At 41.1% G+C, this 12,865-nt stretch carries 10 protein-coding genes; 2 read left to right on the top strand and 8 right to left on the bottom strand.

Features of this window, described 5'->3' with window-relative positions:
• Positions 1-174 precede the first annotated feature (174 nt).
• Entirely contained in the window at positions 175-1,377 is a 1,203-nt protein-coding gene (locus tag I3252_RS03895) for a L,D-transpeptidase family protein (protein WP_238034291.1), read from the top strand.
• Positions 1,378-1,681: 304 nt separating this feature from the next.
• On the opposite strand, the gene infA is transcribed toward I3252_RS03895, so the two are convergent.
• From infA to dinB, 7 genes are all read right to left on the bottom strand, one after another.
• Positions 1,682-1,903, bottom strand: a complete 222-nt coding sequence (gene infA / locus I3252_RS03890) for a translation initiation factor IF-1 (RefSeq protein WP_045446828.1) — start codon at positions 1,901-1,903, stop codon at positions 1,682-1,684.
• A gap of 121 nt (positions 1,904-2,024) precedes the next feature.
• Entirely contained in the window at positions 2,025-2,864 is an 840-nt protein-coding gene (truA, locus tag I3252_RS03885; protein ID WP_198329719.1) for a tRNA pseudouridine(38-40) synthase TruA, read from the bottom strand.
• Between the two features lie 73 nt (positions 2,865-2,937).
• Positions 2,938-4,038: an asparaginase gene (locus tag I3252_RS03880; RefSeq protein WP_238034290.1), complete on the bottom strand. Its 1,101-nt coding sequence runs from the start codon at positions 4,036-4,038 to the stop codon at positions 2,938-2,940.
• Positions 4,039-4,200: 162 nt separating this feature from the next.
• The gene (locus I3252_RS03875; RefSeq protein ID WP_238034289.1) at positions 4,201-5,844 is read right to left on the bottom strand and encodes a FimV/HubP family polar landmark protein; all 1,644 of its coding nucleotides are present in this window, start codon (positions 5,842-5,844) and stop codon (positions 4,201-4,203) included.
• Between the two features lie 51 nt (positions 5,845-5,895).
• The gene (locus tag I3252_RS03870) at positions 5,896-7,650 is read right to left on the bottom strand and encodes a peptigoglycan-binding protein LysM (RefSeq protein WP_238034288.1); all 1,755 of its coding nucleotides are present in this window, start codon (positions 7,648-7,650) and stop codon (positions 5,896-5,898) included.
• 111 nt (positions 7,651-7,761) lie between these two features.
• The gene (gene queA / locus I3252_RS03865) at positions 7,762-8,982 is read right to left on the bottom strand and encodes a tRNA preQ1(34) S-adenosylmethionine ribosyltransferase-isomerase QueA (RefSeq protein ID WP_238034287.1); all 1,221 of its coding nucleotides are present in this window, start codon (positions 8,980-8,982) and stop codon (positions 7,762-7,764) included.
• 166 nt (positions 8,983-9,148) lie between these two features.
• Positions 9,149-10,234 carry a DNA polymerase IV gene (gene dinB, locus I3252_RS03860; protein ID WP_238034286.1) on the bottom strand — a complete coding sequence of 362 codons (1,086 nt, stop codon included), beginning with the start codon at positions 10,232-10,234 and terminating at the stop codon, positions 9,149-9,151.
• A gap of 508 nt (positions 10,235-10,742) precedes the next feature.
• Between dinB and I3252_RS03855 the strand changes: the two genes are divergently transcribed.
• Entirely contained in the window at positions 10,743-10,988 is a 246-nt protein-coding gene (locus I3252_RS03855; RefSeq protein ID WP_045446843.1) for a hypothetical protein, read from the top strand.
• A gap of 259 nt (positions 10,989-11,247) precedes the next feature.
• Here I3252_RS03855 and I3252_RS03850 read toward each other — a convergent pair whose 3' ends face one another.
• Entirely contained in the window at positions 11,248-12,513 is a 1,266-nt protein-coding gene (locus tag I3252_RS03850; protein WP_238034285.1) for a hypothetical protein, read from the bottom strand.
• Between the last annotated feature and the right edge of the window lie 352 nt (positions 12,514-12,865).

Below are 12,865 nucleotides of genomic sequence, written 5' to 3'. Positions count from 1 at the left end.
ACTATTAACAGCTTACAAACCACTAAAACCACAGACTTTCACGTTAGAAGAGAGCTGATGAAAAGGTGTTTGAGCAAAGTTGGTCAGTAAGGCGTTACAACTCAAAATAACAAGCCTTGATGACAACATAACAAAATAAAACTTATTATTTTTATAAAAAATTAGGAGCATGAGGTGTATCAATTAAAAAAAATCAGCACAGCAGTAGCGATGATTGGTTTTTCTACGGCAGTTTTCATGGGGCAAAGCGTTGCAGCACCACTGGATAGTGTAAATGCTAACAATCAAGCACCGACGAATAACTCTGACAACCAAGCACCGACGAATAACAATGAAGCCAGTATTAGCAAAAATAATGCTAATAAGGCGAATGCTAATGCTGCTGAAGAGGTCAGCCCTGTGACCAATGGCATTAACCAAAAGTCAGCACGTGATAGCAAAACCGCAAATGCTTCGAACAAATTTTTACCTACTATCAAGTATACGACAGACAATTTATCAGTTGCTGCGCAAAAGGTGAATAATGCCACTTGGAAAGAGGGGGTGAGTATCGACCGTGTCATTGGTACTAAATTGCAAGCCTTATTAAATTGGCATCACAATGGTGTGGGTCCTGTTGATGGTTATTGGGGCAAAAATACCCGCAAGGCCATGCAAGCGTTTCAACAAGCAAATGGTTTGGCGGTCACTGACACGCTAAACAACGAAACATGGCAAGCACTGACAAAGAATGAAAAACTCGCGGTGCAGCCAGTGCTAGTCAGCTATCAGATAACTGATGCGGATGTTAATATTAAAATGACAGAAATACCAGCTGGTGCTGAAGCCAAATCCAAACTTGAGGGATTGTATTACGAGAGCATCACAGAAGGGCTAGCAGAAAAATTCCATATTAGTGAAAGCTATCTTAAAGCGTTAAACCCTAAGGCTAGCTTTACGGCGGGTGAAACCATCACAGTTTATAATCCTGGCAACCCAAACACCAAGCCTGTCAGTCGAGTCGTTGCTGATAAAGCCACTGAAACGCTATATGCCTATGATGATAAAGACAACTTAGTTGCCAGCTATCCGACCACAGTAGGTAGTACGGCAACACCGTCACCAACAGGGACACATACGGTAGAGGTGAAGGTGCATGAGCCTAATTATACTTATACTGCTAAAGACGGTAGCAAGTCTATTCTTCCACCTGGCCCTAATAATCCAGTGGGCTCGGTATGGATTGGGCTTAGTAAGCCTTCTTATGGTATTCATGGCTCACCAGATCCTGATCGTATTAGCCGTCAAGCATCAGCGGGTTGTATACGCCTGACAAATTGGGATGCACTTGCTTTGCTAGGGGTGATTCAAAACGGTGCGACTGTCGAGTTTAAATAATGCCTCACTATTTCTTAATCATGCTACTTATTAATCATGATTTAAAAATTTGAAAGTAAGTCAACTCATAAAATTTAGACAAAAAAATACCGCTGAAATTTAGCGGTATTTTTTATGATAAAAACAAATAACTAAGACTGAATAACTAAAATATTGATAGGCAATAATGAGCAGGTTAGCATTTTCATTATTATTATCAGTTAAACCACCCAAGCGTCTATATCAGCTATCAGAGAAAAGAAGCCATTTAGCAACCAGCTGTATTTATATAAATGCTTTTATAACCATTTTAGTGTGTAAGAAATTAGTTTTTGCCACGATAAGTAATACGACCTTTTGATAGGTCATAAGGTGTCATTTCGACCTTAACTTTATCACCTGTCAAGATACGGATATAATGCTTACGCATCTTACCTGAGATGTGAGCAATGATTTCGTGTCCGTTTTCTAAACGAACTCTAAACAGGGTGTTTGGAAGGGTATCAATGACTTCGCCTTCAAATTCAATAATATCGTCTTTTGCCATAGTTGGTATCAATCAATTAAAAATAAGCCCATATTATACGTAAGTTAGCGGATTAAAGCAATACAGCACTAGGTTTTTACTTGACAGCCTGTAACCGTTATGTATGCCAATTCCTATTTATTTAGTCAGGTAGATTTAGCCAAATGGGGGTTAAAGGAGCATTTGGCAGTCGTTGTTGAAAATGCTCAGGATAGTAAGCATTGATAAAATATAGACCATCACCAGAGGCAGTAGGCGGTGCGATAGTACGATCTTTTTTGGCTAAAATATCTAAAAAGGCTTCTGGCTGCAACTCGTGTCGACCGATGGCATACAAGGTGCCCATTAAGTTACGGACCATGTGATGCAAAAATCCATCTGCTTGAATGTCAAAAACGATAAACTGACCATGGGCAAAGAGTCTTGCGTGACTGACTGAGCGTACCGGTTGATTAGACTGGCAAGCAGCGGCGCGGTAGCTACTAAAATCGTGAGTACCGACGATCTCAGCCGCCGCCAGTTGCATCGCTGCTAAATCGAGCGGTTCATAGATATGAGTGACTTGGTGATTCAAAATAGCAGGGCGCTGTGCTTGATTCAGCGTGATGTAGCGATAGCGACGGGCAATGGCACCAAAACGCGCATGAAAGTCGTCAGGCATTGGTTGAATCCACCGTAGGGCGATATCATCAGGCAATAGACTGTTTACCCCGCGCAGCCAGTTATGAGTAGGACGATAGGCACGTGTCGTAAAGTGGGCAATCATATTGCTGGCATGGACGCTTGCATCGGTACGACCAGCCGCGACGACCTCTACCGCCTCATTTGCGACTTTACCGATAGCGGTTTCTAACGCTTCTTGTACGCCTAATACTTCTCGTTGTCGCTGCCAGCCATGATAGCGCGTGCCCAAGAACTCAATTGCAATGGCTAATGTATAGGTTGTGGGCGTTTCAGCGTTGCTGCTGTTAATCTCGGACATGTTAATCTCGGACATGATTGGTATTGAATATTTTCGTATTGGCGCTTATAAAGTAAATATATTTAACGATAGTCTAACGTTTTTTGATAGTGGTGCCCGCCTGATTGACATTGTTCAACCAACGCTGTCTGCGCCGAGTGGGATTGTCATAACGCAGCAATAGCCATAATAATCGTGCATAGATAGCAGGAATCGTTAAGCGTCCGCCAGCAATCACATGATACTCATATTGCCAACTACCAGCCGCATAGCTGTCACTGACACCGCCAAATGGAGACTGGCTAGCGCATATCACCATGTGGCCATTTTTATAAGCAAGCTCTAGTGCCTCTGCTAGCGCTTGTGAATAAGGAACATTACCTGCGCCAAATCCTAATAGAATAATGCCACATGGCGGCTGTGATAATAACGCCTGTAGCTGGCTAGTCATTACCTCAGTGTCGTTTGGCAAGCAATATAAAGCATGAATGCGTGCTTGCTCAGCTCGAGATTCGATATGGTCAATCATTGCTTGCTGATCATCGAGCCAATGCTGGCGGCGGGTATCCGGTAAGTTTTTGATATAACTATTGGCAGGATAGGCGGCTCTGGAGTGACCCGCAAATGCCATCAAATCATGGCTATGAATTTTTTGTACCGTTTGCGCAGGCCAAGACTCACCGCCAAAAGCAATCTTCACACCCGACTCACCAGCAGCAGCCAGTTTTAGTGAATCGCTGAGGTTATCCCATGCGTCGCTATGGTCATCGATATCATAGGAATGTATCACCTCGCTGTCTAACAGTGGGCGCATACTACCAGTGACGACTATACAAATATCACTGCCAGCAAACGCTTCTGCTAAAAACGCACCCAAATAACTCAAAGTATCTGTACCAGTGATGAGCACAAAACGCCTGTCGCCTTGTGCATAGGCTGCTAGCAAAAGCTGATAAAAATGTACAAAGTCGTTAGGGGTAAGTTGGCTACTGTCTTTAATTAAGGTGTTATCCAGCCATGAGATTTGAGGCAAGTGGTTAGCGTTATCTTGGTCAGTCAATAGCTTTTGTAAAGTCGGTAAGAATATTTCTGCTGATAACGGTGCTAAGGGTCGTCCATAGCTACCAAAAGTACCGCCAGCATAAATGAGTTGGACAGGATTGGATAATGTATTTGTCATAGCAGAAAATGGCATAGTATGAGCCGTAATAAAGAAGTATGTGATAAAAAAGAGAGTTTAAGGCTGGATGCTAATAGCGCTCAGTAATAATAAATAGTATAAAGGTTAAATGCAAAAAAAATCAGCAAGTATTCTTAGTGTTATAGAATACTTGCTGACAGAAGAAGGATGGAGCTTTTACGCAGTACGATCTAGTAATACTTTTGCTTGGTTCTGTTGCTCACTAGTGCCCTGAATTAATACCTCATTCAATAAGCGTTTGGCACTGTCGTATTCACCCAATTGTAAATATTGGCCTGCCAAATCTAGCGTAACTTGAGTGCTATCTAATGATTTGACAAAGTCAAAGTCGGCCGCAAAGCGCGAGTAAAAGTTTTCTGCTGTTTCAGTAGCATCTTCTTCAACTGGGCTGAGCGCTGTTGAAGAGTGAGTATCGAATTCATTGTCTAATAAAGAGTTCTCATCGAATAGCAGCGGGGCTGTCGTTGTGACACTAGATTCTTCAGCAAGAGTATATTCTGAATCATTATTATCAAGCGATTGTGCTTCGAGATTAATATTTTCAAAGCTCTCAGTTTCGAAGCTCTCAGTTTCGAAGCTCTCAGTTTCAAAGCTCTCAGTTTCAAAGCTCTCAGTTTCGAAACGATCTTCTTCAATAATGAAGTTATCAGTATCACTATTTTCTTCAAGTACAGGTGCTTCGCTTTCTGTTAATGTTTCTATGTTGTTTGGCGCATCGAGACTGTCTAAAGACAAAGTGAAATCATTTTCTTCGTCATTCTGGACAGTGTTGATAGACAATGCTTCAGCAGTCTCGTTAATACCTTTATCGACATCAGTTGCTAGATCATCGAAGTCTAAAATGAACGCGTCATCTTCTAGCGTCATTTCATCGTTAATACTATCAGGGCGGTCTGGAATGACAGAATCCGTTGCCTGCGCATCAGTTTCTTCAGATGAATCAAAGCTGAAGTCAAAATCACTAAGATCATTGAGATCATTATCTTCTGTGGACACCGCGATATCATTATCAGTTACGTCGATATTGGCAGTGTTCAGGATTTTATCATCTGTCATCTCTAATGATGATGTGACTGGTGCCGTATCAGTCGCCTCAGATGCGCTAATATTACTCTCTAAATCACTCAGCGTAAGATCAAAGTTATCCTCTACATTGTCGCTAGTAAGACTGGCCTCATAAGATGTGTTTGTCACTGCCGAATTAGACAGGCTGTCGTCTATCAGCGTACTACGGTTATCTTCAGAGGTTGCTGGCTGATCAGATAGCGCGTTCTTACTATCGATTTGATGAATCGGTAAGTCAAAATCTATGCTTTCAAAATGGCTATTATCTTCTACGGGTGCCTCTTTTGCTGCGATTTGATTCTGCTCTTCCGAAAATAAAGCTTTTAACTCATCAGCTAGCGAAAGACTTTTTGGGTCGCTTTGCGTCTTGATGGCATCATAAACTTTGTTAAAGTTCTCTGGTTGATTAATAGTCGCGTATATGCTGAGTAATTTAACAGACAATTGGCCATCATTCGGTTTTTCGCTTAGGCCGCGACTGAGGGTTTCAATAGCTTTGTCATAACGCTGTTGATCCATGAAGCGCTGGGCTATCGTAATATGATCAAACTTATTGTCATCATCTTTGTGGCTTTGGGCAGGAGTATTGTGATCCGTTTTTGGCATCGCAGCTGGCGTAGCGGTACTCATCCCCAGCTGCGCTGAGGGCTTTTGCGCTTTCTTTTTGTACAATAGTAAACCGGCTACTATTAGAATAAGTACCAATCCGGCGATGATATATAGCATATTGTCCATAGTTACTCCCACGCCTATGATCACAGCACACTGCGTTGATCAGTTAGGCAATTATTGATTGCGTAGTTTTTTGAGACGAGCTTGGAGCTCAGCCAGTTTTTGGTTTTGTAATTGAATTTTTCTTGTATAGCTATCAAGTGCACTGCTGGTTTTTGACAGTTGCTGAGCTTGAGCTGCCGTACTTTGTCTTGAGGCCTTGAGCGTGGCTAATATATCTGTGCTGAGACCATTACCTGTTGCCGCTGCTGATGTTGCTTGGGTGCCATCTGCGTTGCCATTACGACCAGGTGCGAGCACTGAAAACTGTGCTTTTGGCAGCGTTTGTGTTTTAGTAATCATGGGTTTTTTACGCTGTTTAGCGACTTGATTTGTTTCAGACGGTTTTTTAGAGGGTGCTTTTGCGGCCTTTTTTACCACAGGTGAGTTTGCTCTGCGGCTATATTGTTTTTGCGCCTCAATCGCCGCTTCTAGTTTTTGTTGTGATGGTACAACATCGTAACTGGGCAAGCTAAGCTTGGCATCCGCTTTGAGTTGACCCGCGTCTTTATTAATAAAGGCATCAGGGTTTTGCTTCTGAATCTGCTTCATTACTGTTTGAATGTCTAAGTTATTTTCTTGCGCAATTTGCTGTGCAATAATCCATAGACTGTCGTTGCGCTGTACTTGATATTGGGACGCAGTAGTAGTGCTGGCTGCCGTACTGATAGAGGCGTTGTTGGTGACACTAGATGGGACAGTGGCGATAGCTGTATTGCTGGTATCAAGACTGGCTTTTGGTGTACTCGCTTTGTTGTCACTCGGCGGTGGCATAATAGGAGAAGCGGCCATCATGCCAGCTTCTGATTTGCTACTCGGCTGTATCTGGCGAGTGACTTGGATATTCAGAATATCGAGCTGTTTATCAGTGACAGCTGTAGCTGATAGACTATTGTCTATTGGCATGGTGTTGTTATTGACTAGGGCTGTATCATTCGCTACATTCTTAGCAGAATTGAGGTCGATATTGCTGTTACCCATTGTGGTAACGTTGCCATTTGCACTCAAGCGACCATTGTCTAATCGACTGGTTGGATTACGATTATTGTCGTTAGCGTTAAGAGTGTTGTTAACGTTGTTTAAACGACCGTTATCTAGCCGGCTAGGCGCATAAGCAAGATTGTTGCCTTGCGAGGTAGGAGTCGTTGTAGGTGCTTGGATATTAGGTGCTGGCAATTTAGACGCCACCAACTCGCTCGTTGACGAGTGAGTAGTCGCTAGTATGGGCGATAATGTTAATGGCGGCGGTGCACCTTCTCTAACAGTCAACGGTTTAGCCGTATTAGAGGACACGCTGGGTAGATTCGGTTTTTTTGCGCCAGTAACGATGTTTTTAGGCGCGTCAATGGGCAAACGGCTATTGAGCGGCATCAACAATGTCTTGGGAATGACGTTGCGTTGACCCTTATCATTTATGTTTAAAACCACATCAGCAAAAGGTGTAGATACAGGTTTTGAAGTAGTAATAAATACTTGACCGCTGGTCGCTGAGGTAGGTTTAAAGCGTACGGTCATCGAATCAGTTTGAGCCAAGCCCATTTGCTGATAAATAGTAGAGTTTGCCAAACTTGCTGAAAAGTCAGCGGCTCGAATATCACTCACCACAATGCTCGCAGCTAGCGGCTCATGCTGGGCAGAGGTCACAACAGTCTTACCAATCGTTGCAGCTTGTGCACTTGATACGAGAGCCGCATAGCCTACGGAACAAAGTAGTGCCATCGAGACCGCGCGATGTACCGTAGTCAACCGATGAGATAAATGACAAGACATGTGCAGACCTTTAAGATATAAGTTATCTGTGCTGTTATAACAAAATACCATTTAGTTTACCAGTTTATTTCACAACTGTTGTGGACAATACAAAAAATGTTTGAGTATTGTCTAATCTCGCTTTCTGTCGAGCAGCATTGCATCACCATAACTAAAGAAGCGATACTGTTCTTTAATCGCATGTTGATAAGCATACTCAATGGCATCTTTACCCGAAAATGCCGACACCAGCATTAATAACGTTGATTTGGGTAAATGGAAATTGGTCAACAGTCGATCTATCACACCAAACTTAAACCCTGGGTAAATGAATATATCGGTATCACCTGACCAGCTGGAGAGAGGCTGCCCGTTAACGGCTGTTTTTTGATAAGCCGTTTCGAGCACACGTGTGACCGTGGTGCCAATAGCGATGACTTGTTTACCATTCGCATGGGTTTGATTGATGAGCTCAGCGGTTGCTTGTGGTAAATGTGCATACTCACTATGCATGGTGTGATTGAGCAAGTTGTCCGTTTTTACTGGCGCAAATGTACCAGCGCCAACGTGTAAAGTCACAAAAGCAGTACGAATACCTTTTGCCGCAAGTCTGCTCAGTACTGATTCATCAAAGTGTAAGCTTGCAGTCGGTGCAGCCACACTTGCAAGCTTGGTTGGATCATGAAAAACAGTTTGATAACGAGTATTGTCTGTCTCATCTGCATGGCGTTCAAAGTAGGGGGGAATAGGTAGTTCGCCATAAAGCTCTAAATGCGGCAAGATCGGCGCATTAAACGCTAAAATAAATAAGTTGTCTTGACGACCAATCATCACCGCCTTCATATGACCGTCAGCAAGCTGCAAGTGTTGTCCAAGTTTGAGCGCTTTACTGGCTTTAACATGGCAAAGTGCAATATGTTCTTGATTCACGGGTTTGTCATTTGCAGCTTTTACAGATTTTTCAGCCTCTACATATAAAGTCGCTGTCTCTAAATCTGAGATATCAACCAAACGTTCAATCAATACTTCAAGCTTACCGCCAGTATCCTTTTGTCCAAAAAGACGTGCTTTCATCACCTTTGTATCATTAAATACAATCAAATCACCCTCATTTAATAACTCAGGTAACTCAGTGAATAAGCGATCTTCTACAAGCGTAGGGTCTTTTTGATTATTGGCGGGCAAATACAAAAGTTTTGAGGCAGAACGCTGTGAGAGAGGATAGCGTGCAATCAGGCTGTCTGGCAGCTCATAATCATAGTCATCAACGCTCAAATAGTTCAAACCATTGTTGTTTTTTTCGGCATCAATTGAGGCGGCAGTAGTAGAATCTATAGTGTGAAAATCGGTCATAATTAATCTTTAAATGAATGTAAATTTTGGCGTAATTGTAGCAGAAACGATGTCATGAAAGGACAGTTTCGTAACGACTCATGCGCACAAAACGGCTTGTACATTAAATAGCCTAAGCATTAATTGTTAGAATGAATCATTAAAAAAAGCAATGAGCGTCAGTATGTTATTCAAACAAATTTAACTGCGGCAACAATTGGGCGACAGGTGCTAATGAAGAGAAAGTAACACCGACTAAGCGGATAGGTAGCTCACGAGGAATGTCTAAAAACAGTTTGTCTAACCAATAATGGGCAGAATCAGCACTGTTAAAGGCGGTCGATAGCGTGTGTGAGCGGGTGATTTGAGTGAAGTCTGCGTATTTAACTTTTAGAGTAATAGTATAGGCGACCAGCTGTTTTTGTTGTAGTTGATGAAAGGCATCGGCATTCTGTTCATAAATTTGTATACGTAATTCATGGTTATTACTTAGATTGTCTTTGAATGTGGTCTCAGAACCCACAGATTTATGCGCGCGCTCAGATTTGACAGCACGCTCATCACGCCCATGGGCAATATCGTGATAAAACTGTCCACGCTTGCCGAACTCCTGCACCAATACAGCCGCTTGCATTCGCTTGAGATCCGCGCCAGTACTTACACCCATCGCATGTAAGCGCTTGGCAGTGGCTTTACCAATACCATGAAAGCGCTCGATAGGTAGCGTACTGATAAAGGCATCAGCGTCCGCTGGCGTGATGATAGCCGTACCATTGGGCTTATTGATATCAGAGGCAATTTTAGCCAGCATCTTGTTAAACGACACACCTGCTGAGGCCGTTAATCCAGTATGCGCTAGTATTTGTGCCCTTAGCCAGTTCGCCATCAAGGTCGCTGAACCTTTATGGACTTGTAGCCCTGTAACATCGAGATACGCCTCATCTAGAGACAATGGTTCAACATGTGGCGTTAAGCGGTACATAATCTGGCGAATATCGCTACTAACTGCGCGATAAACCTCAAAACGTGGCCTAACAAAAATGACTTCTGGGCAACGTTTACGCGCCTCATAACAAGACATGGCAGAGCGTACACCAAATTTACGTACCTCATAGCTGGCTGCTGCGACCACACCGCGACCACTTGGATCGCCACCAACCACCAATGGCTTACCGCGCAGTTCAGGAAAGTCACGCTGCTCCACACTGGCATAAAAAGCATCCATGTCTATATGAATGATTTTACGAGGGCTAGCATTTATAGAAGTTGTCATACTCACTATTTTACCTGATTCAAGCGCTTTGATTGAGTATCAAAATTTGGATTTATCGATAGACTCCTTTGCTAGGTTAGCAGGACGCTAGCAACAGTATATGAATAATTTTATATGTCATAAATCTTATATATCATAGAGTTAGTTAATGATAAACAGAGGTATTAATTCAAAAAAATCGTATTTACCAAACATATTTTTGCTCTTGAATTATCTAAGTCTACTGTAAATCAAACTCATTTGTACTCTTGCACCACCTGTCGTATCAAGCTCACCGTTTGTCATAAATCTCACATTTAGATGTTACAGTTTTGATTCTGGTGTTTTACAATATAGTATCCGCGCTAATGGATGACTGTAAAACAATAAGCAATGCCTTGTGCGCCTCTATGACCATGTAAAAAAGACATTGCTTGTCGCTCATGCCAAGATCGAAAATGGAGTTTTAGTAAAATTAACTCTTTAAGGACTTGATATTAGAGAGTTTAGAATGACTAAGGAGCTGATGATGAATAATGAACTAAAAGGGAGCGATTTAACAAGAGCGATGCTAGCACGCGGCGATAAAAAAGTATGGTGTGCGGTTTGTGATGATAGTGATGAACAAGCAATGATGGATCATTGTGGTAATGATTTTACGGCTTATATCGTGTCATTTCGTGACGGGCATTTTTATTGTAATGCTGGCATGCCATGGGAATTTGCCGTGCCCATTAAGATAATTGCGGTGCTGCAATCTGAAATAGAGAAGTAAGTGGAGCAATAATATTACCGGCACAAAAAAACCTCCTAATGAGGAGGCTGATTTGTTACTAATATTGGTACCAGTGGTCGGAACGGTATATGGCAATTAAGTTATTGATATTAAATAAAAAATTATTTTTAATAAATTTAGGTGTACACCACAGTGTACATAGAGTGCTGATTTCAAAATCTTGGATCAAAGATGAAGGTTCAATAAGTGTATTGTACCTTGATTTTATGCAAGCTAGAAGACTTACCCCTATTTTGAGTTATAACTTATGGTAGCTGTCTGTATTGACATTACCTGCATCTTCAATTTGTTTTCCATAATTTTCTTCAGGAAGAAATGTTTGTAGTGAACTAGCTTCCTGTTTGGGTGTAGGGGTGACAGTCGGTAGTTTCTCATTATCGCATACTGACGTAATAGAAGATTCTGTATTATACGAGCGACTCGGCTCCTCTTTATAGTCATTCAACATGTTGCCTTTTGGAATTAACTTATCTTCACTTTGCGAGCTAGAGGGCTGCATTTGAAGAATGCCATCGAAAAAAGCATCTTGATTAGGAAAGGATGAGTTTAGTTGAATTTCTTGATTTCGTGTCTGATTATAAGCTGATCCAACCAACTCATTTAAGATATCTTGTTGTGTCTTGCCATAACTCTTGGCAAGATATCTTAGGTTTTCTTTATTCTGTTTCGTCAGCTCTAGGCCAGTCTGTTTAAGTTTCTTAGCCCTATCACGAGAATTTTTCGAGTTACAAGCATCTTTTATTTTCTTTATAAAATCTTCTCTTGTTTGCTCATCACCTTCACCATTTAATTGCGCAAAATTGTTGCGACCCCATAGTTTCTCAAAATTCCAATAATCAAGAACAGCTAGAATGTAATTCAACTTATCGCTTGTTGAATCAAAGCTGATGTCTTGGGTGTACTTAAGTATAAGTACGGTCGGCATCTTATCTTTTATATAGTTATATGCATGCTCTACATTTTTATTATCACGTAAAAACGCTACCGATCTTTTATCTATTTTTGATTTTATGTAAATCTTTTCTAGTCTTTTAAAAGACTCTATACTATCTAATTTTCTTTGTTTAGAAACTGGACCTATAAAATTTATAGCATTGTTCCTTATAGCTATGTTTGAATTGTATATCAAGTCATGTAAAAAATTTCTAATATCACTTTTATTACTGATTGGAGGCATGTCGTTTGTAAATCTATTACAAACTATTTTTAACCATAACGAAGCTCTATCATCTTTGTAAAACCAACCGACGTACTGAAAAGGCGTCAAAATGCGTGGAGTATTCTTCAGCAGAGCTTCAATCTCTCTTTTACTTTTACCTGAGTTCTCCAGTAACTCAACCAAGATATCTTTATAAAATTTAGGTTCTCTAGGCACTGGATCTTTAAACCCTTCATAACTCATTCTATAGTTATATATATGCCAGTAAGTTTCATATTCACTGAAACTCATAACTAGTTTCTCTATTAATGAACGATTATCATTACTATCTAATTTTGGTCGCATTATTGTCTCTTCGTAATGAATTAAATTATATCGATGTATACTGCATCAGTATCACATCATAAAACCGTCATTTTACCGTTAGTGCAAATACATGGTATGTCGATAAATATATACCTTAAGGATAGCTAACACCAGAATTTTTATGAAAAACATATCAGCTAACTCCACCCTGACATAATTTCTAACGCAGACAGCAATTTATCATCAGCTCTGATAAAAAAAACCTAAGCACACAAGAAAAAAGCTGCTTTGAAGCAGCTCATCCTTAGTGGGTTATTTATATTATCTAATACAGTAGCTACTCATCTTGATGCTGAGAGTTGGGCTCTCAGCAACTAACATTATAAAAATA

Source organism: Psychrobacter sp. Ps4 (assembly GCF_022129285.1).
Lineage (GTDB): Bacteria > Pseudomonadota > Gammaproteobacteria > Pseudomonadales > Moraxellaceae > Psychrobacter > Psychrobacter immobilis_A.
This window is presented reverse-complemented; position numbering and strand designations above follow the sequence as displayed.

What these genes read in the sequence shown, in the direction of transcription:
- infA (WP_045446828.1), bottom strand. Translation starts at nt 1,903, where the DNA reads ATGGCAAAAGACGATATTATTGAATTTGAAGGCGAAGTCATTGATACC.
- truA (WP_198329719.1), bottom strand. Translation starts at nt 2,864, where the DNA reads ATGTCCGAGATTAACAGCAGCAACGCTGAAACGCCCACAACCTATACA.
- I3252_RS03880 (WP_238034290.1), bottom strand. Translation starts at nt 4,038, where the DNA reads ATGCCATTTTCTGCTATGACAAATACATTATCCAATCCTGTCCAACTC.
- I3252_RS03875 (WP_238034289.1), bottom strand. Translation starts at nt 5,844, where the DNA reads ATGGACAATATGCTATATATCATCGCCGGATTGGTACTTATTCTAATA.
- I3252_RS03870 (WP_238034288.1), bottom strand. Translation starts at nt 7,650, where the DNA reads ATGTCTTGTCATTTATCTCATCGGTTGACTACGGTACATCGCGCGGTC.
- queA (WP_238034287.1), bottom strand. Translation starts at nt 8,982, where the DNA reads ATGACCGATTTTCACACTATAGATTCTACTACTGCCGCCTCAATTGAT.
- dinB (WP_238034286.1), bottom strand. Translation starts at nt 10,234, where the DNA reads ATGACAACTTCTATAAATGCTAGCCCTCGTAAAATCATTCATATAGAC.
- I3252_RS03855 (WP_045446843.1), top strand. Translation starts at nt 10,743, where the DNA reads ATGAATAATGAACTAAAAGGGAGCGATTTAACAAGAGCGATGCTAGCA.
- I3252_RS03850 (WP_238034285.1), bottom strand. Translation starts at nt 12,513, where the DNA reads ATGCGACCAAAATTAGATAGTAATGATAATCGTTCATTAATAGAGAAA.